The following is a 24825-nucleotide window of genomic DNA, read 5'->3' as shown; positions in this document are numbered from 1 at the left end:
AACGGCAACGCCCCCAACACCACCACCGCCGCCGGAACCATGAACTCCGGCAACACCCCCGCCGCGAACCGCCGCACCTCCCCCGCCTCCAGCACACCCGGCGTGCCGTCGCCCCCAACCGCCCCACCAGGCGTGCCGTCGCCCCCGGCCACCCCGCCCGACGCCCCACGGCCACCACCGGCGAGCGCATCCGACCCCGCACAGCCACCGCTGTCGGCCACACCCGAGGCGGAACGGCCGGCCGGCACCACATACGCCACCACACGCCGGTCGCCCGGCCGGTCCTCGCGCACCACCACCGCGGCATCGGCCACCAACGGATGCCGCACCAGGACGCTCTCGATCTCCCCCAACTCGATCCGGAACCCCCGCACCTTCACCTGCGCATCAGCCCGACCCAGATACTCCAACCGCCCCGCACGATCCCACCGCGCCAGATCCCCCGACCGATACATCCGCCCACCAGCAGGCCCGAACGGATCGGCCACAAACCGCTCCGCCGTCAACGCCGCCCGCCCCGCATACCCCCGCGCCAACCCCGCCCCCGCCACATACAACTCCCCCACCACCCCCGGCGGCACCGGACACAACCCCCCATCCAGCACATACACCCGCAGATCCGGAATACCCCCGCCGATGACACTCCGGGCACCGGGCACCGCCATGCTCCGATCCAGCGCGACATGAGTGACGTGCACCGTGGTCTCGGTGATCCCGTACATGTTCACCAGCACCGGCGCGGTCTCGGGATGGCGGCCGTACCACTCCTCCAGCCGTCCCGGATCCAGCGCCTCACCGCCGAAGATCACATACCGCAGCGACAGCTCCATCCCCACGCTGTCCCGCTCAGCCTGAACGAACTGGTAGAACGCCGACGGCGTCTGATTCAGCACCGTCACCCCCCGCTCGGCCACCAACCGCACGAACTCCCCCGGCGACCGACTCACCTCGAACGGCACCACCACCAACCGCCCGCCATACAACAACGCCCCCCACAACTCCCACACCGAGAAATCAAACGCATAGGAATGGAACAACGCCCACACATCGGTCTCATCGAAACCGAACCACCCCTCCGTCGAGGCCAGCAACCGCGTCACCGCCCCATGCGAGACCACCACCCCCTTCGGCCGCCCCGTCGACCCCGACGTGAAGATCACATACGCCGGATGAGCCGGAAGCAGCCGCCCCGCCGCAGCGGGGACCGCGATCTCCCCGGGAGCCGGGACCGCCATGATGCGCGGGCCGTCCAGCACGATCCTCGGCAGACCGGCGGGGAGCACCCCTTCGGTGTCCGGGGTGGCCACCCCCAGCACCGGAGCGGCGTCCTCGACGATGCACCCCACCCGATCGGCCGGATAACCCGGATCCACCGGCACATAGGCGCCCCCCGCCTTCAACACCGCCACCACCGCCACCACCAACTCCACCGACCGCGGCATCGCCAGCGCCACACACCGCTCCGGCCCCACCCCCAACCCCACCAACACCTCAGCCAGCGCACCCGCCCGCGCGTCCAACTCCCCGTACGACACCTCCGCCCCCGCCCCCACCACCGCCACCGCATGCGGCGACCGCGCCACCTGCGCCTCGAACTCCTCGACGATCGTCGAGAGGACGCCGGGGGGTGAGCCGGTCCCCGACCACTCGTGGAGGATGGTGTGGCGCTCGCGGGCGTCGAGGATGTCAATCGCGCTCAGGGGGGCGTCGGGGTCGGCGACCACGGCGTGGACGAGGCGGAGGAACCTCGACACGAGCTCCTCGGCGGTCTCCGGGTCGAACAGGTCGGTGGCGTATTCGAGGACGCCGGTCAGGCCGCCGGCCGTCTCGGTCAGGGACATCAGCAGGTCGAACCTGGCGACACCGGTCTCCAGCGCTTCCACCGCGACGGTCAGGCCGTCGAGCCCGAGTCTCACCGGTGGGTTGTTCTGGAAGGTCAGCGCCACCTGGAACAGGGGGTGGCGGGCCATGGAGCGGACCGGGTTGACGATCTCCACCAACCGCTCGAACGGCAGATCCTGGTGCGCGTACGCCGCCAGATCCGTCTCCCGCACCCGGCCGACCAGCTCCCGGAAACTCGGATCCCCACCGGTGTCGGTCCGCAACACCAACGTGTTGACGAACATCCCCACCAGATCGTCCAACGCCTCATCGGTCCGGCCCGCGATCGGCGTACCGATCGGCACGTCGGTGCCCGCGCCCAGCCGGGTCAGCAGTGCCGCCAGGGCGGCCTGCACCACCATGAACAGGCTCGCCCCCGCCTCCCGCGCCAGTGCCACGAGCCCGTCGTGAAGCTCCTTTCCGATCTCCACCGGCGCCGTGGCGCCCCGGTACGACGCCACCGCCGGGCGCGGGCGGTCGACCGGCAGCGCGATCTCGTCGGGCAACCCCGCCAGCGCCGAACGCCAGAACGCCACCTGCGCGCTGACCAGACTCCCCGGATCCGACTCCTCCCCCAGCAACTCCCGCTGCCACAACGCGTAATCGGCATACTGCACCGGCAACGGCGCATACGACGGAGCCCGCCCCCCGGAACGCGCCACGTAGGCGGTGATCAGATCCTTGGCGAGCGGCGCCATCGACCAGCCGTCCGCCGCGATGTGGTGCAGCACGAGCAGCAGGACGTGCTCGCCGGAGCCCAGGGTGAACAGCTCCGCGCGCAGCGGCGGCTCCACGGCGAGGTCGAACCCCCGGCTCGCGGAGGAGAGCAGCGCGTCGGCGAGGTCGGCCTCCCCGAGGGGCGTGTGCTCGAACACGGGCGCGGCGGGGTCGAGGACCCGCTGACACGCCACCCCACCCACCTCAGGAAACACCGTCCGCAAACTCTCATGCCGACCCACCACATCCCCCAACGCCCCCCGCAACACCCCCACATCCACCCCACCCGACAACCGCAACACCACCGGCAAGTTATAAACCGCCGACCCCGGCTCCAACCGATTCAAAAACCACAACCGACGCTGCCCCGACGACAACGGCACCCACCCCGACCGCACCACCGACCGCACCCCCGGCCGCACCCCCACCCCCGACACCCCCGACACCCACACCGCCAACCCCGCCACCGACCCCACCTCGAACACCACCCGGACCGGCACCTCCACCCCCAACACCGACCGCACCCGACTCACCAACCGCGTCGCCGACAACGAATCCCCACCCAGATCGAAGAACGACTCCTCCACCCCCACCCGCCCCACCCCCAACACCTCCGCGAACACCCCACACAAAACCTCCTCCACCGGCGTCCGCGGCCCCCGCCCCGAAACCGCCACCTCCGGCACCGGCAACGCCGCCCGATCCAACTTCCCGTTCACCGTCACCGGCAACGCCCCCAACACCACCACCACCGACGGCACCATGAACTCCGGCAACACCCCCGCCGCCCACCGCCGCACCTCCGCCACATCCACCTCAGCCGGCGAGGTCAGCGAGGTCGACGAAACCGCCGAAGCCGCCGCCGGCGCGGAGACCGCCTCCCCCCGGACCGGACCCGCCGGAGCGGGGACCACGTAGGCGACCAGCCGCCGGTCCCCCGGCCGGTCCTCCCGCACCACCACCGCCACCTGCGACACCGCCGGGTGCCGGGCCAGCACCGCCTCCACCTCGCCGGGCTCGATCCGGAACCCCCGGACCTTCACCTGGAGATCGGCCCGCCCCACATACTCCAGACACCCCTCCGCACGCCACCGCACCACATCACCCGTGCGATACATCCGCCCACCAGCAGGACCGAACGGACACGCCACGAACCGCTCCGCCGTCAGCCCCGCCCGCCCCAGATACCCCCGGGCGAGCTGGGCTCCGGTCAGATACAGCTCCCCGGCCACCCCCACCGGGACCGGCCGCAGCCACGCGTCCAGCACGTAGACGCCGGTGTTCCAGACCGGGCGGCCGATCGGGACGGTCACGGCGCCCGGCTCGGGGTGGTGCTCCCAGAAGGTGACGTCCACCGCGGCCTCGGTCGGGCCGTAGAGGTTGTGGACCGGGACGCCCAGCCGCTCGACCGCCTGGTCGGCGAGTTCCGGCGGGAGCGCCTCGCCGCTGCAGATGATCCGGCGCAGGGACGCCGGCGCCGGGTCCCCGGCGAGGAAGGCGGCGAGCATGGAGGGGACGAAGTGGACGGTCGTGACGCGCTCGGCGTCGATCAGCTCGGCGAGGCGGACCGGGTCCCGGTGCTCGCCCGGTCCGGCGATCACGAGGGTGGCACCGGCCTGCAGCGGCCAGAAGAGCTCCCAGACCGACACGTCGAACCCGGCCGGGGTCTTCTGCAGGACCCGGTCGCCGGCGCGCAGGCCGTACTCGGACTGCGCCCACAGCAGACGGTTGGCGATCGAGCGGTGGGAGACCACGACGCCCTTGGGTCGACCGGTCGAACCCGAGGTGTAGATCACGTAGGCGGGATTCTCCGGCACGAGCCGCACATCGAGATTTTCCGCCGGATATCCGGACACGTCCGCGGCGGCCAGCCAGTCACGGTCGATGACCAGCACCGGACGCGCGTCCTCAAGCGTCGAGGCGATCCGCTCCGCCGGATGGTCCGGGTCGACCGGCAGGTAGGCGGCGCCCGCCTTGACCACGGCGTACATCGCGACCAGCAGCTCCAGCGACCGGGGCAGCACCAGCGCGACCAGGCGCTCCGGCCCGGCCCCGCGCTCGGCCAGCAGCCGCGCCAGCCGGTTGGCCCGCGCGTTGAACGCGGCGTAGCTCAGCTCCGCCCCCTCGAACACCAGCGCCGTCGCGTCGGGGGTCCGCGCGACCTGGGCCTCGAACAGCCCGGCCAGCGTCACCTCGGGTACGGCCGCCGCCGTGCCGTTCCACCGGCGCAGGACGAGCTCCCGCTCGTCGCCGCCGAGCCCGCCGAGGCGCCCGACGGCGGTGTCCGGCGCGGCGGCCAGCTCGGCGAGCAGCCGCCGGAAGCGTTCCAGCAGCCCTCCGGCCTCCGCCCCGGTGAACACGTCGGGCCGGTACTGCAGCCGCAGGCGGAGCCGCTCCCCCGGGACGACCAGCAGCGTGATCGGATAGTGGGTCGCGTCGGCCACGTCCGCCGAGGTCAGCCGGAGATCCCCGGCCGTGGTCCGCGGGTCGACGGGGTAGTTCTCCATCACCAGCAGCGTGTCGAACAGCGCGCCCCGCCGGATCTCGGTCAGCCCGAGGTGGTGGTGGGCCAGCAGTTCGGCCTGCCCGTCGCGGAGCCTGCGCAGCAGGTCTCCCGCCGGTTCGGCCGGGTGGAGCCGCACCCTGACCGGCAGGGTGTTGACGAACAGGCCGATCATGCGCTCGACGCCGGGCAGCTCGGCCGGCCGGCCGGAGACGGTGCCGCCGAAGACGACGTCGTCGCGGCCGGTGAGCTGGGCGAGCAGCAGGCCGAAGGCCGCCTGCATGACCGTGTTCAGGGTGGTGGAGTGGGTGCGGGCCAGGGCGCTGAGCGCCCGGGTCAGGCCGTCGTCGAGCTCGGCGGTGACGCGCTCCGGCATGACCGGGTCGGCGGGGGCGTGCGGGGCGAGGAGCGTGGGACCGTCCAGGCCGTCCAGGGCCCGCCTCCAGGCCGCGGCCGCCGCCGCCTGGTCCTGGCCGGCCAGCCAGGCCAGATACCCCTTGTACGGCGGGGCCGCGGGGGGCTGTGCCCCGCCGTAGAGGGCGAACAGCTCGGCGGCCAGCAGCGGGGTGGACCAGCCGTCGAGCAGGATGTGGTGGTTGGTGAGGATCAGCCGGTGCCGGTCCGGCGCGAGCCGTACCAGGGCGAACCGCAGGAGCGGGGGCCTGGCGAGGTCGAAGCGGCGGGCCCGCTCCTCGGCGGCCACGCCCTCGGCGTCGGCGGTGACGACCTCCCGCCAGGGCACCTCGACCCGGCGGTGCACGAGCTGGACGGGCTCCTGGCGGAGCTCGAAGGAGGCGCGCAGGTTGGGGTGCCTGCGGAGGAGGTGTTCGGCGGCGGCCCTGAGCCTGGCGGCGTCGAGGGGGCCGGTGAGGTCCAGCACGAGCTGGGCGGTGTAGACGTCGACCGCCAGCAGGGAGTGGAAGAACAGGCCCCGCTGGAGCGGGGCGAGCGGCCAGGCGTCCTGCAGGTCCGGCCCGAGAGCGTCGAGGTCGTCCTGGGTGAGCGGGGCGGTGATGTCGGAGGGGGTGAGGGCGCCGCCGGTGTGCCGGGAGATGCCGGTCAGGGCCTCCGACCAGGCGGCGGCCAGCTCGGCGATCCGGTCCTCGGCGTAGTGGCCCGGGTCCCAGGTCCAGGTGACGCGGAGGGTGTCGCCGAGGGCGACCGCGGTGATCTCGATGCCGTGCCTGAGCAGGGCGTCGGCGTCCTGGCCGCCGGACAGGCCGCCGGACGGGCCGTCGATGTCGGGCTCCCAGTCCCGGCCCGAGGCCGTGATCCGGCCGAGGTAGTTGAAGCCGATCTCGGGCCGGGGCAGGGCCGCGAGGACGGGTGCCGTGCCGGGGTTGAGATAGCGCAGCAGGCCGTAGCTGAGGGAGTCGGGGAGGGCGCGGAGCTGCTCCTTGACCCGTTTGACGGCCTGGGCGGCGGCCGGCCCGCCGTTCCTGAGGTCGCTCCAGTCGACGGGTCCCGCGTCGATCCGCGCGGGGTGCATGGCGGTGAACCAGCCGACGGTCCGGGACAGGTCGACCCCCGGGAAGACGTCCTCCCTGCCGTGCCCCTCCAGGTCGATCAGGACCGGCCGGTGCCCGCTCCACCTGGCGACCGCCGCCGCGAGCCCGGCCAGCAGCACGTCGTCGGCCCGCCCGTGGAAGGCCGCGGCGACCCTGCCCAGCAGCGGTCCCGTCACCTCGGCGGGGAGCTCCACGACCCGCTCGCGCCGGTCCCCCCATCTCCCCCGCCGCCGGGCCGCCGGGCCCGCGCCGCCGCCCGGCCCGGGGTCCAGGAGCGCGGTCCAGATGGGGAGTTCGGCCAGGCGGGCGGGGGTGACGGCCTCGGCCTGGAGCCGCCGTGCCCAGGCACGGAAGGAGGTGGTGGGCGCGGGGAGCGTGTGGGGGGCGCCGGTGGCGGCGGCGGTCCAGGCGGCCAGGAGGTCGGGCAGCAGGATCCGCCAGGAGACGCCGTCGACGGCCAGGTGGTGCAGGGTCAGCAGGAGCCGGCCCTGACGCTCGGGGCCCGCGTCGAGCCAGGCGACCGCGGCCATCCGCCCCGCGGCCGGGTCCAGCGCGGCGCGCAGCGGCCCGGCCTGCCCGGCGACCGCCTCGTCCAGGTCCCCGGTGACCTCGACGCGCCGCACCTGGCCGGCCGCGCGGACCGCTCCGCGCGGCAGCACCTCCAGCCCTCCCGGAACGGTCCCGCTCAGCCGCAGCGCGTCGTGGTGGTCCAGTACGGCCTGCACGGCCTCGGTGAGGTGGTCCAGGCCGAGGCCCGGGGGGACCCGGAGCACCACGCTCTGGGTCAGGCCGTCGGCCGGTCTCTCGCCCTCGGCGAGCCACGCGATGATCGGGGTGGCCGGGACGGCCCCCACACCGTCGTCTCCTCCGTCGCCGGCGGCGGGCGCCTCCACCGCCTCCTCCGCGGCGAGCGCCAGCGCCTGCGGGCTCTGGTGCTGGAAGACGTGCTTGGGGGTGAGGCCCAGCCCGGCCTCGCGGGCGCGGGCGACGAGCTGGATCGCCAGGATGCTGTCCCCGCCCAGGTCGAAGAAGCCGTCGTCGGCCCCTGCCCGGGGCAGCCCGAGCACCTCGGCGAACAGCCCGCACAGCAGCCGCTCCCGGTCCGTGGCGGGCTCCCGGCCGGAGGTCTCCGGCTCAGGCTCGGGCAGGGCGCGCCGGTCGAGCTTGCCGTTGGCGGTGAGCGGCATCTCCGCCAACGCCACGATCGCGGCCGGGACCATGTAGTCGGGCAGGGACAGCCTGGCGTGTGCGCGCAGCTCGTCGGCGCCCGCCGTACCGGTCACGTAGGCGACCAGCCGCCGGTCGCCGGGCCGGTCGGCACGGGCGAGCACCGCCGCCTGGCCGACGCCGGGGTGGCCGGCGAGCACGCTCTCGATCTCTCCCAGCTCGATCCGGAAGCCACGGATCTTGACCTGCCGGTCCGCCCGGTCCAGGTAGTGGAGCCGGCCGTCGGCGTCCCAGCGGACCAGGTCTCCGGTGCGGTACATCCGGCCGCCGGGCCGCGACGGGTCGGCGACGAAGCGCTCGGCGGTCAGGCCGGGCCGGTTGAGATAGCCCCGCGCCACGCTCGGACCGGCGACGTACAGCTCGCCGGCCGTGCCGGGCGGCACCGGGCGCAGGCCGGGGTCCAGAACGTGGAGGCGGGTGCCGTGGACGGGGCGGCCGATCGGGGTGTCCTCGGGAGAGGTCAGCGGGTCGCTGGCGGCGACCACGACGGTCGTCTCGGTCGGACCGTACACGTTGATCATCCGGCGGCCGGCGGACCAGCGGCGGACCAGTTCGGGACGGCAGGTCTCGCCGCCGACCAGCAGCGTCCGCAGGTCGGGGAGCGGCCGCTCCGGGACCGTCGCCAGCGCGGCCGGGGTGACGAACGCGTGGGTGATCCGCGCCTCGGCCAGGAAGCGGCCGAGCGGCTCCCCGCCGTAGACCCCGGGGGGCGCCAGCACGAGGGCCGCGCCCGAGGAGAAGGCCATCAGCCACTCCAGCACCGCCCCGTCGAACCCGATCGAGGCGAACTGGAGCACCCGGCTGTCCTCGGTCACCGCGTACCGTTCGATCCCGGTCCGGGCGTAGCTCGGCAGGCCGGCGTGGGTGACCAGCACGCCCTTGGGCAGGCCGGTCGAGCCGGAGGTGTAGACGACGTAGGCCGGGTGGCCGGGCAGCAGCCCGGTCACCGGGTCGCCGTCGGGCAGGCCGTCTCCGGTCCAGGTGTCCATCATGACGACCTCGGCGCCGGAGAGACCGTCCCCGGCACCGGGACCGGGCGGCGGGCGGAACCCCGCCGCCGCGCAGGTGACCACGATCGGCGGTGCGGCGTCGGCGAGCATCATCGCGAGGCGGTCCGGCGGATACTCCGGGTCCAGCGGCAGGTAGGCGGCGCCGGACTTGAGGATCGCCAGGAACGCCACGACCATGTCGAGCGAGCGGGGCATCGACAGCCCGACGTGGCGGTCGGGTCCGGCACCCCGGGCGATGAGGTGGTGCGCCAGCCGGTTGGCCCGGGCGTTCAGCTCGGCGTAGGTGATCTCGGCGTCCCCGGCGACGACCGCCACGGCCTCGGGGCGCCGCCGTACCTGCTCCTCGAACAGGGTGACGGCGGTGCCGCCGGCCGCCGCGGGCGGCACCTCGCGCGACGCGCCGGCCCAGCCGTCGAGGAGCGCCCGCTCGGCCTCGTCGAGCAGTTCGACCTCGCCGACGCGCAGCCCCGGCCCGGCCTGGGCGATCTGGGCCAGGCAGCGCAGGAACCGGTCGTGGTGGCCGGCCAGTTCGGCCTCGCCGTACAGCTCGGGGTGGCCGTCGAAGTCGATGCGGACGCCGCGCCCGTCGGACCCGTCGTAGAGGTTGATCGACAGGTCCTCGACCGGCCCGGTGGACAGCGCGTGCGCGGTGGCGGCGTGACCGGCGAACTTCAGGTCGTAGTCGAACCGCATGATGTTGACCACCGGCCCGAACAGCCGCCCGCCCACCTCCCGGCGCAGGTCCTCATACCGGTAGCGCTGGTGCACCAGCAGCCGCCCGACCTCCTTGGTGACCTGCCCGGCGAGCTCTCGGAAGGTCGTCTGCGGCGGTACGGCCAGGCGGAGCGGGAGCACGTTGGAGAGCATGCCGGGGGTGCGCCGGGCCGCCGCGGTGGTCCGGGCGGTGACCGCCAGCCCGAGGACCACCTCCTGGGCTCCGGTGAGACGCCCGACGTAGGCCGCGGTGGCGGCGATCATGAGCCCGGACACGGCCGTCCCGTGGGACAGCGCCGCCTCCGTCAGCGCGGCGGCGTCGCCCTCCCCCAGCCTCGCGCTCCACCGGTGGAAGCGCGAGGTGGCGACGGCGGCGCCGGAGGAGAGGACGGGTATGGCGGGCAGGTCGGCGAGCCGGTCCAGCCAGTAACGGCGGTCGGCTCCGAAGCGGCCGGAGGCGCGGTAGGCGGCGTCCTCTTCGAGCAGCGTGGTCAGCGATCCGAGTCCGCCGGGTCCGGGGTCGCGGCCTTCGGCCAGCGCGGTGTAGACCTCGGCCAGGCGCTGGGCGATCATCGGCCCGCTGTAGCCGTCCATGATCACGTGATGGCAGCGGAGGTACCAGAAGTAGCGGTCGTCGGCGACCCGCAGCAGGGCGGTGGCCAGCAGCGAGTCCCCGCCCAGGGGGGCGGACAGCTCGGCCCGCATCCAGTCGAGCGCGGCCCGCTCGTCCCCGAGGTCGAGGAAGGGGCAGTGCGGCTCCCAGCCCTCGGCGACCTGCCCGCCCTCGACGATCCGGACCTGGATCGCGTCCACCTCCCCGGCCGCCAGGCGGACGGCCGAGGCGAAGACCACCGGGTCCACCGGCCCCGAGATCTCGATGTACTGGGCGATATGGATCGGGTCATCGGGAGTGATCCGCTGAGCGTGCCAAATCCCACTCTGCGCCGCGGACAATGGCATGAAAGAACGCGGAATAAGCACCATCGCCACGCTTTCCATCTTGGCCGGAGAATGCCTGATGGGTGCGTATCAGCACCTCAGCGGGGTAGAAACGCATTGTGTGCGACAATCCGCCCCACATTTGTTACCTGGCAGTAAACCATAGGTGTGATCTACATCGCAATAATCCAATTTGTCATTTGCCGCTAAACTCGCCCCTCATTTTTCCGCCTTTTCCCAAGACAACGCGACTGGATCTGAGCATGACGCGGGGCCGTACCAGCCCCCGGGGCCGGAGCATGACCTGGGGCCGCACCCCGGGGCCCGGCCGCCGGACCGGCCGCCCCGCGCGGTGCCACCAGGACAGCCCCCTGGCCAGCCGGCTCGGCCACCAGACGGCGTCGCCGACGTCCAGGGTCAGCGCCGTCACGAGCACCGAGCGGACGATCATCGTGTCGAGCAGCACGCCCACGGCCACGGCGAAGGCGATCTGCACGGTCTGCGTCAGCGGGAGCACCACGAGCACCGCGAAGGTGCCCGCGAGCACGACCCCGGCCGAGGTGATCACGCCGCCGGTCGCGCCGAGACCGAGGATCGCGCTGTGCGCCGTGCTGTGCCGGTGCGCCTCCTCCCGCACCCGGTGCATCAGGAAGATGTTGTAGTCCACCCCCAGCGCCACCAGGAACACGAAGACCAGCAGGACGAACCCCTGGTCCACCCCGGCGAAGCCGAACAGGTGGGCGAAGGCCAGCGAGCTGATCCCCAGCGTCGCCAGGAACGACACCACGACGGTCGCCAGCAGCAGCAGCGGCGCGACGAGCGAGCGCAGCAGCAGGGCCAGCACCACGAAGACCACCAGCAGCACCAGCGGGATGATCACGGTGCGGTCCCGCTGCGCGCCCCGCTCCAGATCGGCGACCAGCGCCACGTTCCCGCCCACGTGGACGTCCGGGGCGGCCACCGCCCGCAGCCGGTCGCGCAGGGCGAGCACCTGGCGCTGCTCGGACTCCTCCCCGTTGCCGGCGCGCACGCTCACGTTGAGCAGGATGTCGCCGTTGCCCGCCGCGCCCAGCGAGATCGCGGTGACCTCGGGCCGCTGGGCGGTGTCGACGATCACGTCCCTGACGTACTGCTCGGTGGTGACCACCTGGACCGGGTCGGCCGCGCCGGCCGGGAAGTGCCTGGCGGCGGCCTCCTGCCCGACCACCGAGTCCGGCCTGCCGAGGAACACGTCGGCGTTGCTCAGACCGCCCGCCTTGTAGGAGGCCAGCCCGGAGGCGCAGACGCCCAGCCCGATGACGGTGACGACCCACACCAGCCTTGGATTCTTCGCGATCTTCCGCCCTAAAGTGCCCCAGAGGCCGGCGTCGGCGGGGAGATCCCCGGACGTCCCCGCCGGCCCGCGCCGGCCCTCGCCTCCGGGGGGCCGGCAGCGCGGGACGAGCGGCCAGAACACCCACCGCCCGAAGACGACCATCACGGCCGGCAGCAGCGTCATCATGGCGAGCATCACGCTGGCCACGCCGACCGCCGAGACCGGCCCGAGCCCCTTGGTGGAGTTCAGGTCGGCCACCAGCAGGCACAGCAGCCCGGCCACCACGGTCGCCGCGCTCGCCACCACCGCCGGCCCGGCCCGGCGCAGCGCGACCGCCATCGCCTCGTGCCGGTCCTCGTGCCTGCCCAGCTCCTCCCGGTAGCGGGCGATGACCAGCAGCGCGTAGTCGGTGCCGGCCCCGATCACCAGGACCATCAGCAGCGAGACCGCCACGCTGCTGACCGTGATCGCCTCCGCTGCGGCGAGCAGGTAGTTGACCCCCATCGCGACGACCAGTCCCACCAGCACGACGCCCAGCGGGAACAGCCAGAGGACCACGCTGCGGTAGGTGATCAGCAGTACCACCACCGCCACGCCCATCGCGGCCAGCAGCAGGTCGGTGTCCACGGTCGAGAACACCGCGAGCGCGTCGGCCTGGAAGCCGACCATGCCCGTGATGTGCGCGGCCAGCCCGGCGGGCCGGCCCGCGTCGACGACCCGGCGCACCCGCTCGACGACCTCGGCCGTCTCCCGGCCGCCCTGGTCCCTGACGATGACCACGACCTGGACGGCCTGGCCGTCCTTGGACCGCTGCGAGGCGATCAGTTTGACCGTCTTGGCCGGCGCGGGCAGCCGGAGCTTCCGCTCGACCACCCGCAGCGGCTCCGGCAGCCTCCCCTCCGCGTCCCGGTACGGCTTGAGCTCCCTGTCGAACTCCGCCCGCCCGAAGGTCCTGCCGCCGGTCGGCGCGGGCAGTTCCGCCACCACCCCGGCGACCCCGGCGAAGGCCTTCATGTCCCGGGCGATCTCGTCCTCGTCGGCCCGGGTGAGGCCCTCGCGCCGCTCGTAGACGATCGTCGCCGGGGAGAGGCTCTCCCCCTGCATGCCGAGAATGCGCTTGACCGCCTGCGCGGAGTCGGCCTTCTCCGGGAGGTAGGCGGCGATGTCGTCCTTCTGTGCCGACTCCAGCCGCCCGGCGAAGGACCCGGCGATCCCGATGACGCCCAGCCAGATGACCAGCACCACCCACTTCGCGCGCCGGCCGCACAGCAGAGCGGTCATCAGCCCGCGCTCAGCCGTCCCCGGAGGTGGTCGGCCATGGCCGCGACCGTCGGATGCTCCCAGGCGAGGGTCGGCTCGACCTCCAGCCCGTACTCCGCCTCGATGTCGCCGCAGAGGCTGAGCAGGTAGACCGAGTCCATGCCGTGCTGGGCGAAGGGGACCAGCGGATCGATCTCCTCCGGCGCGCGCGTCACGTACGAGGCAACCTGGGCCCGCAGCCAGCCCCGAATGCTGTCCAGGTCGGTGGCGATCCCGGCGTCGGCGGACATGTTCACACTCCTTCCGGTACGGCGTGCGCGGCCGGCACGGCTCCTGGTACGGCGTCGGCGGCCGGTACGGCGTGCGCGGCCGGCACCGTGCCGCCGGCTGCCGTGGTGTCGTCCCCGGCCGGTACGGCGCCCCCGCCGACGGCCGGGGCGAGTTCGGCGACGGCCGGGGTGAGTTCGGCGTGGACGACGGGTAGCGCCCCGGCCAGCAGCAGGTCGCGGGTGCGGGAACGCTGGATCTTGCCGCTGGTGGTCTTGCCGACCCCGCCGCGTTCGACCAGCACGACGCTCATCGACGGCAGGCCGAAGGCGCGGGCGAGCTCTCCCTGGACCCGGCGGGCGACCTCCCCGGCGCCGGCGCCGTCCAGACGCTGCCTGCGGACCTCCTGGACGAGCACCACGTGCTCCCCCGCCGCCTCGACCCCGAAGGCCGCCGCGGCGCCCAGCGACGGATGCGCCTGCCGGGCCGTCTCCTCCAGGTCCTGCGGGTAGAGGTTGCGCCCGTTGACGATGACGACGTCCTTGATCCGGCCGGTGACGTAGAGCTCGCCGTCGAGCAGGAAGCCGAGGTCACCGGTCCGCAGGAACGGCCCGTCGCCGTCGGCGGTGCGCCCGCCGAAGGCGTCGTGGCTGGCCTCCGCGCGCTGCCAGTAGCCCCTCGCGACGCTCCCGCCGCGCACCCAGATCTCGGCGACCCTCCCCTCCGGCAGAACCGCACGGGTCCCGGGGTCGACGATGCGCACGGCCATGCTGATCGGCCGCCCGCAGCCGACCAGCTCCACGCCGTCCTGCGCGGGGACCGCCCGGTGCCGCTCCAGCGCGCCGGGGTCGAACCGGCGGATCAGCGGCCCGTGTCCCAGGGGGGTGGCGGTGACCACCAGAGTGGCCTCGGCCATGCCGTACGCCGGCGCCCATGCCTTCTCGCTGAAGCCGGCGGCCCCGAAGCGGTCGGCCATGGCGCGCAGCGTGCCGGTGCGGACCGGTTCGGCTCCGTTGAGCGCGAACCGCAGGCTGGACAGGTCGAGGCCGGCGAGCTGCCCGTCGGTGACCCGGGCGGCGCACCACTCGTAGGCGAAGTTCGGCGCGACGGTGTATCCGGCCCGGTAACGGCTGATCATCTCCATCCAGAGCGCGGGGCGCATGACGAAGGCGATCGGCGAGGCGAAGTACAGGTCGCCGCCCGCGTAGAGCGGCTGGAGCAGCATGCCGATCAGGCCCATGTCGTGGTAGTGCGGCAGCCAGCCGACCCCCACGCCCTCCTCCGGCGAGCCGATCGCCCGCCAGATCTCCTCCTCGTTGTGGAGCAGGTTGGCGTGGGTGAGCATGACGCCGCGCGGCTCGCTGGTGGAGCCGGAGGTGTACTGCATGTAGGCGAGGGTGTCGGGGCCGGTCTCCGGCATCGTCCAGGCCCCGGCGCCGGGCAGGGTCAGGGCGTCGGTGGCCACGCACTCGACCGTGCCGTCCAGGCCGACGTCGCGCAGCCACCGGGTGAGCATGGCCTGGTTGGCCGAGTCGGTGAGCACCATCCGCACGTCGGCGTCCTTGATGATGCCCTCCGCCCGCTCCAGCGCGCGCGGGTCGGTCTGCGGCAGCGGCGAGGGCACCGCGATCACACGGGAGTACAGGCAGCCGAGGAAGGAGGTCAGGAACTCCAGCCCGGCGGGGTAGAGCAGCAGGGCCGTCTGGTCCGTCATCCGCCGCCCGGCCAGCCACGCCCCCATGGACCCGGCCCGCCCGTCGATCTCGGCGAAGGTCAGGCGGGTCTCGGCGAGCTCGCCCCTGCGGTCCTCCACGAAGGTGTACGACCGCCCGTGCCCGTACCGGCCGGCCTGCGCGCGCACCCGCTGCACAAAGGACATCTGGTCATCTCCCGTGACGGCAAGACCACCCAACATAAGAGGAAAGATCAGCCGGTCCCAGGCCTGCGCCGCACAAGCTACCGCTCGGTTTTATGCGGAAATTTAGTATTTTGCCGCCAGCGAATTCTCCCTTCACCCCGTGCCAGCACAGACCGGGAGGTTGCCCTGTTAGGCTTAACTTGCTTAACATCTGAGCAACTGTTCAAGTGTTACGGAATGGATCTTGCGATGGGTCACGGACACGGCCATGGGCACGGACACGGCGCGGACTCCGACCGCCGCTACCTGGCGGCGGCGCTCGCCCTGCTGGTCGTCTTCATGGCGGCCGAGGTCGTCATCGGCCTCGTCGCCAACTCCATCGCGCTGATCTCCGACGCCGGGCACATGCTGACCGACGCCGCCTCCATCGCGCTCGCCCTGGTCGCGATGAGCATGGCCGCCCGTCCCGCCCGCGGCGCCTACACCTTCGGCTGGAAACGCGCGGAGATCCTGTCGGCGGCGATCAACGGGCTGACGTTCGTGCTGCTCGTCGTCTACTTCGTCTACGAGGGCGTGCGGCGGCTCGTCGAGCCGCCCGAGGTCGAGGGGGGCCTGGTCCTCGGCACGGCCCTGGCCGGGATCGCGGTCAACGCGGTCGCCGCCTGGCTCATCGCCAGAGCCGACCGGAGCAGCCTCAACGTGGAAGGCGCCTTCCAGCACATCCTCAACGACATGTACGCCTTCATCGCCACCGCGATCGCGGGCGCGGTCGTCTGGCTCACCGGCTGGGGCCGGGCCGACGCCATCGCCGCCCTGGTCGTGGCGGCCCTGATGGCCAAGTCCGCCTACGGCCTGCTGCGCGACGCCGGGCGCGTCCTGTTCGAGGCCGCGCCCACCGGGGTGCACCCGGCCGAGGTGAGCGCCGCGATCGCCGCCCACACCGAGGTCACCGCCGTGGAGGACCTGCACGTGTGGACGGTGACCAGCGGCTTCCCCGCACTGTCCGCACACGTGATCGTCAAGCCCGGCGGCGACTGCCACCGGATCCGCCGCGAGCTCGCCGAGCTGCTGCACGAGCGCTTCCACATCGACCACACCACCCTGCAGGTCGACCACGTGCCGGGCACGGCCTGCCGGATCGCCAGAGCCGCCGACCGGCCCGCCGCCGGCCCGCCGCCGGCGGGCATCGCCTCCTGAGGCGGGCGCCCCGCGCGGGCCTCATCCCGGACCGGCCGCCCCGGGCGGCGCACAGCCCGAGGCGGGCGCGGGCGCGGCGCACAGCCTGAGGCGGGCGCGGCTCACAGCTTGAGACACGCCTCGAAGACGGCCGTCAGCCGCCGGACCACCGTCTCCTCGTCGGGCGCGTCGATCGCGTCGGGGCCGTAGAGCTGGCTCAGCGTGCCGGAGCCGGTGATGAGGGCGGTGGCGACGGTCGCCCGGAAGAGCGAGTCCGGGCCGGGCAGCCGCTCGGCCAGCGGCCCCAGGATCGCCGAGGTGACCCGGTCACGGATGATCCCGTGGATCTCCGAGCAGGACGACGACCGGATGAGCGCCGCCATGATCGGGCTCCCCCGGTCCGACCGGAGCCGCTCGGCGACGTACTCCGCCAGGCGGCGGGGGAGCTGCTCCTCGGGGACCTCCAGCACGCCGGGGAAGCGCCCCTGCATGGCGAGCACCTCGGCGAACAGCTCCCGCTTGGTGCCGAAGTAACGGTTGATCAGCGAGATGTTGGCGTCCGCCTCCGCGGAGATCAGCCGCATCGTCACCTCGTCGTATCCGAGTTCGGTGAACAGCCGGCGGGCGGCGTCGAGAATGCGCCGCCGGGTGCCCGCCCGGTCGCGGTGCCGTATCTCATCCACCTGACCGATCCTTCCAGATTTGACCAGTAAACAAGCGTCTACTAACTTCATATGTATCGTACATACATTGGGGGACGGTTCATGCTGACCGAACAACAGGCCCAGGCCGAGGCCGCACCACGCTTCACACACAAGCAGGTGCTGGAGATCCTGGCCGGGCTGATGCTCGCCATGCTGACGTCGATGATCTCGACGTCCGTGGTGGGGACCGCGCTGCCGACGATCGTGGGCACGCTCGGCGGTCAGGACCAGCTCGCCTGGGTGGCCAGCGCGACGCTGCTCACCATGACGGCCTCCACCCCGCTCTGGGGCAAGCTGTCGGACCTCTACGGCCGCAAGCTCATGTTCCAGGCCGCCCTGCTGGTCTTCCTCCTCTCCTCCGTCGCCGCGGGCTTCTCCCAGGACATGGGCCAGCTCATCGCGGCCAGGGCCGTGCAGGGCATCGGCGCCGGCGGCCTCGCCGCGCTGCCGCAGATCATCCTGGGCGACGTGGTCGAGCCCCGTGAGCGCGGCCGCTACTCCGGCTACATCGGCGCGGTCTTCGGCGTCTCCACCGTGGCCGGACCGTTGCTCGGCGGCTTCATCGTGGACAACATGTCCTGGCGCTGGACGTTCTGGATCTGCGTGCCGCTGGCCGTGGTCGCCTTCGTCGTCATCCAGAAGGTGCTCAAGCTGCCGCTCATGCGCCGCGACACCAAGGTCGACTGGTGGGGCGCCACCTTCATCACCGGCGGCACCACCGCGCTGATGCTGCTGCTGTCCCTCGGCGGCAAGGAGTTCGACTGGAACTCCGCGTGGACCTACGGCCTGGGCGCGCTCAGCCTGGTGCTGTTCGGCCTCGCCGTCGTCGCCGAGCGCAGGGCCGCCGACCCGATCCTGCCGCCGCGCCTGTTCCGCAACCACACCTTCATGCTCAGCAGCATCGCGTCCCTGCTCGTCGGCGCCTCGATGTTCGGCGCGCTGATGTTCCTCCCGCAGTACCTGCAGATCGTCAAGGGCATGAGCCCCACCGGCTCCGGCCTGATGACCCTGCCCATGGTGCTCGGGCTGTTGGCCTCCTCGATCCTGGTCGGCCGATCCGTCAGCAGGACGGGCCGCTGGAAGGTCTTCCCCGTCGCGGGCATGCTGCTGGTCGCGGTCGGCCTGTTCCTGCTCTCCCGGCTGCACGTCGACAGCTCGCTGCTGGTCGTCGCCCTCGACATCGCGGTGCTCGGCGTCGGCCTCGGCGCCTCCATGCAGATCCTGATCCTGGCCGCGCAGAACGCCGTGACCCGCGCCGACCTGGCCTCCACCACCTCGGGCGTGACCTTCTTCCGCTCCCTCGGCGGCGCGGTCGGCGTGGCGGCCTTCGGCGCCATCCTGACCAACCGGCTCAGCGCGGAGCTGGTCTCCCTGGCCAAGGCCGCGCACCTGCCCCTCACCGGCGGCGCGACCCCCAGCCTCGGCTCCCCCGACGCCATCCGCCACCTGCCGGCGCCGGTGCTGGAGGTGATCCTGGAGGCCTTCACCCGGGCCATCCACATGGTCTTCCTGGTGGGCGTGCCCATCGCCGTCCTGGCCGCGCTGGCGTCCCTGCTGCTGCGGGAGATCCCGCTCCGCTCGGCCCAGACCACCCCCGCCACCCCCGCCGGCCCGACCGCTCCCCCGGTCCCGGCCGACTGACCTCCCGCAGGACCACGGAGACGAGACGCCAGGGCCCGCCCCTGGCGTCTCGTCTCACGTATCGGCTCCTCACCGCGTACGGCGGGCGCGGCCCGCGGATGACCGGGACGCCGCCGCGCTAAGCTGAACGGTGTCAGGGACGCCTCGCCGGCAGGCGGGGCCAGCGGCGGTGGGGCCCGCCGTACCCGAACCGTGGCACCGCGCTGCCGCCAACGGTCCCTACTCGTGAAAGGTCGTGTCCGCGTCCACGGGCACCCGCCACGCGTAGGGAGAGACATGCGTTCGGATCGGATGAGGTCCACGACGGTGACCGAGCCCATCGACCCCGATGTCGATCTGACCGACGCGCGCCAGCGCCGGGAGCTGCGCCGCTCGCACTACCGTGTGCTGGCGGTGATCGCCGCGGGCGGCTCGATCGGCGCGGGCGGCCGCTACGGCGCCGGCCTGCTGTGGCCGACCGCCGACGACGCCTTCCCCTGGACCACACTGGGCGTCAACGCCTCCGGCTGCCTGGTGATCGGGGTCCTCATGGTGACGCTGAGCGAGGCGTGGGCGGCGCCGGCCTGGGTGCGGCCGTTCTTCGGCACCGGTGTGCTGGGCGGCTTCACCACCTTCTCCACCTACTGCGTGGACATCGACCGCCTGGCATCCGTCGGCCGGGCCGAACTGGCGCTCGGCTATCTGGCGGCGACGGTCGTCGCGGCCATGGCCGCGGTGGTAGCCGGCGCGTGGACCACCCGCCGGTTCCTGGCGAGGAGAGGAGGGGGGAGATCGCGATGACCCTGTCCGGACGGGCCCTACGGCTGACGATCTTCGTCGACGACACCGACACCTGGCATCACCGCCCCATGTTCACCGAGATCGTGCACCGCGCCCACGCCGCCGGGCTGGCCGGCGCGTCGGTCTTCCGCGGCATGGAGGGCTTCGGCGCCACCCAGGTCGTGCACACCACCCGGCTGCTCTCGATGGCCGACGACCTGCCGGTGGCCGTCGTGATCGTCGACACCGAACAGCAGATCCGCGCCTTCCTGCCCCGGCTGGACGACCTCCTCATCGAGGGACTGGCCGTGCTGGACGAGGTCGAGGTCGTCCACTACCTCGGCCGCCAGGGGGCGCCGTGAACTGGCTGCTGGTGCTGCTGGGCGGCGCGGTCGGCGCGCCGCTGCGCTACCTGACCGACCGGGCCGTGCAGGCCCGCCACGACACGGTCTTCCCCTGGGGCACCTTCGCCGTCAACATGACCGGCTCGATGATCCTGGGCGTGCTGACCGGCGCGGTGCTGGCCGGCGCGGCGGGCACCGAGGTGCGACTGCTGCTGGGCACCGGGCTGTGCGGGGCGCTGACCACGTACTCGACGTTCTCCTACGAGACGTTGCGGCTGGCCGAGACCGGCGCGGTGTTCTTCGCCGTCGCCAATGTCGTCGCCTCGGTCGTCGCCGGCCTGGGCGCGGTGTCCGTCGGACTCGCGGTCGCTCAGGTGATCTTCGGATGAGGCGCCCGGCGGGTGCGGCCGCCCGCGCGCACCGGCCTCTCCGCTCCCCGCCCGGAGGCCCTGGACATCCTCTCGGGTGACCATCAAGGTGGGTGCATGACCAGTCTGTACTCGCATGCAGGCGGCGACGGGGCGTTACACCGGCTCGAAGAGATCTTCTACGCGAAGGTCCTCGACGACCCCCTGCTCAAGCAGCTCTTCCCCGAGCGCCGCGCCACCCACGTCGATCACCTGACCTGGTTCACGGCCGAGTCCTTCGGCGGGCCCGACCGCTTCACCCGCGAGGTGGGCTTCGACCATCTCATCCGGGTGCACCGCCATCTCGACATCTCCGACGAGCAGCGCGAGCGTTTCGTGGAGCTGTACATGGAGTCCTTCGACGAGGCGGGACTCCCCGACGACGAGCCCTTCCGCGAGGCCGTACGCGAGCATCTGGAGTTCGGCTCACGGGTGGCCCAGCAGAACTCCCGCGCGGCCACCGACGAGGAGCTCCACCCGCTGCGCGAGGTCCCGCTGTGGACGTGGAAGGAGCCCGAGAGCCGGGCGGAAGACGTCGGTCCGCAGGGCTGACGGGCGACGGGCGGGTGTTCCGTGGAACACCCGCCCGTCCGCCGGAGAGCCCGGACCCCGGGCCGGAGGCTCGGCCCCGGACCGGGGAGACGGACCTCCGGCCGAGCACCCGGCCCCGGCCGGAGGCTCAGACCATGGCCAGGGCGGCCTCGGACTCCAGGGTGGCGGCGGTGGCGTTGACGACCGCCGCGATCCGGAGGGCCTCCTGGATCTGCTCGCGGGGCAGGCCGGCCTGGCGCAGCACCTGCTCGTGCGACTCCAGGCAGCGGCCGCAGCCGTTGATCGCCGACACCGCGAGGCACCAGAGCTCGAAGTCGACCTTGTCGACCCCCGGGTTGCCGATGATCGTCATGCGGAGCTTGGCCGGCATGGTGGAGTATGTCTCGTCGCCGATCAGGTGGACCGACCGGTAGTAGACGTTGTTCATCGCCATGACGGCGTTGGCGCCCTTGGCCGCCTGGAACGCCTCGGCCGACAGGTTGGCGGCCGCCTCGGCGGAGATCTCGGCGATCACGCGGGCCGACCTGGTGGCCAGCGCGCAGGCCAGGACCGCGCCCCAGAGCTGCTGGTCGGTCAGCGACGACGTCGTCACGGCCGAGCCCAGGTTGAGCTTGATGTCCTTGGCGTAGGCCGGGAGAGCCTCCTTCAGAGCGTCGACGCTCATCCGGCCATCAGCTTCTGCGCGTCCAGGCCCGCCTCGCCCTTGTTCCAGTTGCACGGACAGAGCTCGTCCGACTGGAGCGCGTCGAGGACGCGGAGGACTTCCTTGACGTTGCGGCCGACGGAACCGGCGGTCACCATGACGAACTGGATCTCGTTGTTGGGGTCCACGATGAAGGTGGCGCGCTGGGCGACGCCGTCGGCCCCGAGGATGCCCAGCTCGGTGCAGAGCTCGCGCTTGATGTCCGACAGCATCGGGAAGGGCAGGTCACGCAGGTCCGGGTGGTCCTTACGCCAGGCGTGGTGGACGAACTCCGAGTCGACGGAGAAACCCAGGACCTGAGCGTCGCGGTCGGCGAACTCGCCCTCCAGACGGCCGAACTCGGCGATCTCGGTGGGGCAGACGAAAGTGAAGTCCTTCGGCCACGCGAAATAGATCTTCCACTTGCCGTCGTAGGACTTGTGGTTGATCTCGGCGAACGCGCTGTCCGCGTCCAGGGAGACGCAGGCGGTCAGCTCGAACTCAGGGAAGTGGTCACCGACGGTGAGCAAGTCCGGATCTCCTTTGCAAAGGACGTCGTTGTCGGGGCCTACCCTGCCGCATCTAACATTGATCCGAGAAATCGAGCAGTCAGGCCAATGTGAAAAGTTTTTCCTATCAGTCGGCCTCTCCACCCCGAGGTCGACGCTCGCGGCTCGCCGTTCTGACCGGAGGTCGGACGTCAGGCCGCGCCACCCGGGCCGGGCCGGCCGACGCCTCCGCCCGCCCGGCCAGGGGGCCCGGAGCCTCCACCTCTCGGCTACCGGCACGCACCGAGCGTAACGCTCCGCGTTCAAGCCTGTCCTCCACTATTCGAAATGATCAAGCCATGACCCGCCGTCCCCCTTTCCCTCCCCGCCCCGAAGGTCCGGCCTCCGCACTGCAGCCGCCCCGCGAGATCACCCCCACCCTGGCCCAGCTCCGGGCCTTCCTCGCGGTCGCCGAGCACCTGCACTTCAGGGAGGCGGCCACCGCTCTCCGGATGAGCCAGCCCGCGCTGTCGGGCGCGGTCTCGGCCCTGGAGGAGACCCTGCACACCCAGTTGCTGGAACGGACCACCAGGAAGGTCCTGCTGACCCCGGCGGGCGAGCGGGTGGCGGTGCACGCCGCCCGGGTGCTCAAGGCGGTCGAGGACCTGATGGGCGAGGTGGCCCACACCAGGGAGCCCTTCCACGGCCCGGCGCACCTGGGGGTGATCCCCACCGTCGCCCCCTACGTGCTGCCCGCGCTGCTGCCGATGTTCGCGCGGAGGTTCCCGCGGCTCAAGCTGACCGTGCACGAGGCCAAGACCGAGACCATCCTGGAGGAGGTGCGCGAGGGCCGCCTGGACCTGGTGCTGCTGGCGCTTCCGACGGAGACGGCCGGCCTGGTCGAGGAGCCCCTCTACGAGGAGGACTTCCTGCTCGCCTGCCCCTCCGGCCACCCGCTGGCGGAGGCCGACGGGCCGCTGGAACGGGATGTGCTCAAGGGGCTCGACATCGTGCTGCTCAACCAGGGCCACTGCCTGCGCGAGCAGGCCATCGACGTCTGCCGCGAGGTCGGCGCCCGCGCCACCGCCGCCACCTACGCCACCAGCCTCCCCACCCTGGTGCAGCTCGTCGCGGGCGGTCTCGGCGTGACCCTGCTGCCGGAGTCGGCCGTCCCGGTGGAGACGGGCAAGCGCGCGCGGCTGACACTGCGCCGCTTCCAGTCCCCCGCCCCCGGCCGCACCATCGGCCTGGCCTACCGCGCCAGCTCCGCCCGGGCCCCCGAATACGCCCAGCTGGCCACGGCGGTCCGCGGCGCCGTCCGCGCCAGACGCCTGCCGGTCCGGATCATCCCGTGATCCGGACGGTTCAGACCGGCGGTCCGGGCTGGAGCGAGCAGCCGGGTCCTGCCGGCGACACCCGTCTCCGCGCCCGCAACGTGTGGGCCGGTCGCACGCGCCTGGTGACGCGTCAGCCCGGTGGCAGGCGGCGTCCGCCCCTCACCCGGAGCCGCCTCCCGTCCCGCCCAGCCGGGCCAGGCGGCTCACGGCCTCGTCGATGACCTCGTCCTTCTTGCAGAAGGCGAAGCGGACGAAGTGGCCACCGCGCTCGGGGTGGGCGTAGAAGACCTGGGTGGGGATGGCGACCACGCCGGCCAGGGCGGGCAGCTCGCGGGTGAGGGCGAGGCCGTCGGTGAAGCCCAGGGGGCGGATGTCGGTCTGGACGAAGTAGGTGCCGGCGGGCCGGTAGACGTCGAAGCCCGCGGCCGAGAGCCCGGCCGTCAGGCGGTCGCGCTTGGCCTGCAGGCCGGCCCGGAGGGAGGAGACCCAGCCGAGCTCGTGGCGCAGGCCGTAGGCGACGGCGAGCTGCCAGGGCGCGGCGGCGGTGAAGGTGAGGAACTGCTTGACGGTCTGGACGGCGCGGACGAGCTCGGGCGGGGCGCAGACCCAGCCCGTCTTCCAGCCGGTCACCGAGAAGGTCTTGCCCGCCGAGGAGATCATCACGGTGCGGTCGCGCATGCCGGGGAGGGTGGCCAGCGGGATGTGCTCGACGCCGTCGAAGGTGAGGTGCTCGTAGACCTCGTCGGTGACGGCGACCAGGCTGTGCTCGTGGCACAGGAGGGCGATCTCCTCCAGCTCGGCGCGGGTCAGGACCGTGCCGGTGGGGTTGTGCGGGGAGTTGACCAGGATCACCCGGGTGCGCGGGCCGACGGCGGCGCGCAGCTCGGCGGGGTCGAAGGTGAACCGGCCCTCGACCGGGCGCAGGGTGACCGGCCGGAGCACGGCTCCGGCCAGGGCGACGGAGGCGGCGTAGGAGTCGTAGTAGGGCTCGAAGGCGATGACCTCGTCGCCGGGCTCGCACAGCGCCAGGATCGACGCGGCGACGGCCTCGGTGGCGCCGACGGTGACGAGGATCTCGCCGTCGGGGTCGTAGGCGAGGCCGTAGTGGTCCTTGCGGTGCTCGGAGACGGCCTGGCGCAGCTCGGGGACGCCGGGACCCGGCGGATACTGGTTGAGGCCGCCGCGGACCGCCGACACCGCGCGCTCCAGCATCTCCGGGGGCCCGTCGGTGTCGGGGAAGCCCTGTCCCAGGTTGATCGAGCCGGTCCGTGCGGCGAGCGCCGACATCTCAGCGAAGATCGTCGTGCCGAACTCGCGCATCCGCGCCACCAGGGGATCGCTCACGCGCCCCAGCGTAACCGGCACGCCGCCCGGCGATCGACATCGGAGCGTCCCCGTGTCCGAGTACGTTTCACGCCGGCGGGGACCGACCCGGGCGCGCGTGGGCGGGCCTGCCGTGCGGCGGCTCCACGGAGTGCGACAGCTGGGAAAAGAGGAGAAGCTCACTTTTATCAGGGGTCGTATATGCAGGGTGGA

General features: G+C 72.7%; 15 protein-coding genes. 7 read left to right on the top strand and 8 right to left on the bottom strand.

Annotated features, from left to right (window positions below; translation table 11 throughout):
* The 4 genes from ACZ6R6_RS12670 to ACZ6R6_RS12655 form a co-directional block, all read right to left on the bottom strand.
* On the bottom strand, positions 1-10520 hold a 10520-nt coding region (locus ACZ6R6_RS12670; protein ID WP_470092774.1), incomplete at its 3' end, for an amino acid adenylation domain-containing protein.
* A gap of 175 nt (positions 10521-10695) precedes the next feature.
* Complete coding sequence (locus ACZ6R6_RS12665) at positions 10696-13095, bottom strand: MMPL family transporter (RefSeq protein WP_470092772.1); 2400 nt, start codon at positions 13093-13095, stop codon at positions 10696-10698.
* Positions 13095-13364 (bottom strand): acyl carrier protein, encoded by a 270-nt coding sequence (locus ACZ6R6_RS12660; RefSeq protein WP_306867901.1) that lies wholly within the window; start codon positions 13362-13364, stop codon positions 13095-13097. Before ACZ6R6_RS12660 ends, ACZ6R6_RS12665 begins: the two co-directional genes overlap by 1 nt.
* Before the next feature lie 2 nt (positions 13365-13366).
* A complete protein-coding gene (locus tag ACZ6R6_RS12655; protein ID WP_470092770.1) occupies positions 13367-15220 on the bottom strand; it encodes a fatty acyl-AMP ligase in 1854 nt (617 codons plus the stop codon).
* 228 nt (positions 15221-15448) lie between these two features.
* On the opposite strand from ACZ6R6_RS12655, the gene ACZ6R6_RS12650 reads away from it, so the two are divergent.
* Positions 15449-16396, top strand: coding sequence for a cation diffusion facilitator family transporter (locus tag ACZ6R6_RS12650; RefSeq protein ID WP_470092768.1), 948 nt, complete (start codon positions 15449-15451; stop codon positions 16394-16396).
* A gap of 101 nt (positions 16397-16497) precedes the next feature.
* Here the strand turns inward: ACZ6R6_RS12650 and ACZ6R6_RS12645 are convergent, their stop codons facing one another.
* The gene (locus tag ACZ6R6_RS12645) at positions 16498-17058 is read right to left on the bottom strand and encodes a TetR/AcrR family transcriptional regulator (RefSeq protein ID WP_470092766.1); all 561 of its coding nucleotides are present in this window, start codon (positions 17056-17058) and stop codon (positions 16498-16500) included.
* Between the two features lie 81 nt (positions 17059-17139).
* Here ACZ6R6_RS12645 and ACZ6R6_RS12640 point away from each other — a divergent pair, with 81 nt between their 5' ends.
* The 5 genes from ACZ6R6_RS12640 (at position 17140) to ACZ6R6_RS12620 (ending at position 20782) form a co-directional block, all read left to right on the top strand.
* The gene (locus tag ACZ6R6_RS12640) at positions 17140-18720 is read left to right on the top strand and encodes an MDR family MFS transporter (RefSeq protein WP_470092764.1); all 1581 of its coding nucleotides are present in this window, start codon (positions 17140-17142) and stop codon (positions 18718-18720) included.
* Between the two features lie 276 nt (positions 18721-18996).
* The gene (locus ACZ6R6_RS12635) at positions 18997-19500 is read left to right on the top strand and encodes a fluoride efflux transporter FluC (RefSeq protein ID WP_470092762.1); all 504 of its coding nucleotides are present in this window, start codon (positions 18997-18999) and stop codon (positions 19498-19500) included.
* The gene (locus tag ACZ6R6_RS12630) at positions 19497-19841 is read left to right on the top strand and encodes a DUF190 domain-containing protein (RefSeq protein ID WP_470092760.1); all 345 of its coding nucleotides are present in this window, start codon (positions 19497-19499) and stop codon (positions 19839-19841) included. Before ACZ6R6_RS12635 ends, ACZ6R6_RS12630 begins: the two co-directional genes overlap by 4 nt.
* A complete protein-coding gene (gene crcB / locus ACZ6R6_RS12625; protein ID WP_470092758.1) occupies positions 19838-20212 on the top strand; it encodes a fluoride efflux transporter CrcB in 375 nt (124 codons plus the stop codon). Before ACZ6R6_RS12630 ends, crcB begins: the two co-directional genes overlap by 4 nt.
* 96 nt (positions 20213-20308) lie before the next feature.
* Positions 20309-20782, top strand: coding sequence for a group II truncated hemoglobin (locus tag ACZ6R6_RS12620; protein WP_470092756.1), 474 nt, complete (start codon positions 20309-20311; stop codon positions 20780-20782).
* A 127-nt stretch (positions 20783-20909) separates the two neighbouring features.
* Here ACZ6R6_RS12620 and ahpD read toward each other — a convergent pair whose 3' ends face one another.
* Positions 20910-21446 carry an alkylhydroperoxidase, AhpD family gene (gene ahpD / locus ACZ6R6_RS12615; RefSeq protein ID WP_306867886.1) on the bottom strand — a complete coding sequence of 179 codons (537 nt, stop codon included), beginning with the start codon at positions 21444-21446 and terminating at the stop codon, positions 20910-20912.
* Entirely contained in the window at positions 21443-21994 is a 552-nt protein-coding gene (locus ACZ6R6_RS12610; protein WP_306867884.1) for a peroxiredoxin, read from the bottom strand. The genes ahpD and ACZ6R6_RS12610 overlap by 4 nt, the downstream gene beginning before the upstream one ends.
* Positions 21995-22311: 317 nt before the next feature.
* On the opposite strand from ACZ6R6_RS12610, the gene ACZ6R6_RS12605 reads away from it, so the two are divergent.
* Positions 22312-23307: a LysR substrate-binding domain-containing protein gene (locus tag ACZ6R6_RS12605; RefSeq protein WP_470092753.1), complete on the top strand. Its 996-nt coding sequence runs from the start codon at positions 22312-22314 to the stop codon at positions 23305-23307.
* A 141-nt stretch (positions 23308-23448) separates the two neighbouring features.
* Here ACZ6R6_RS12605 and ACZ6R6_RS12600 read toward each other — a convergent pair whose 3' ends face one another.
* Positions 23449-24633, bottom strand: coding sequence for a pyridoxal phosphate-dependent aminotransferase (locus tag ACZ6R6_RS12600; protein WP_470092751.1), 1185 nt, complete (start codon positions 24631-24633; stop codon positions 23449-23451).
* Positions 24634-24825: the final 192 nt, after the last annotated feature.

The sequence above is a fragment of the Streptosporangium sp. NPDC048886 genome (assembly GCF_055586905.1).
This window is presented reverse-complemented; position numbering and strand designations above follow the sequence as displayed.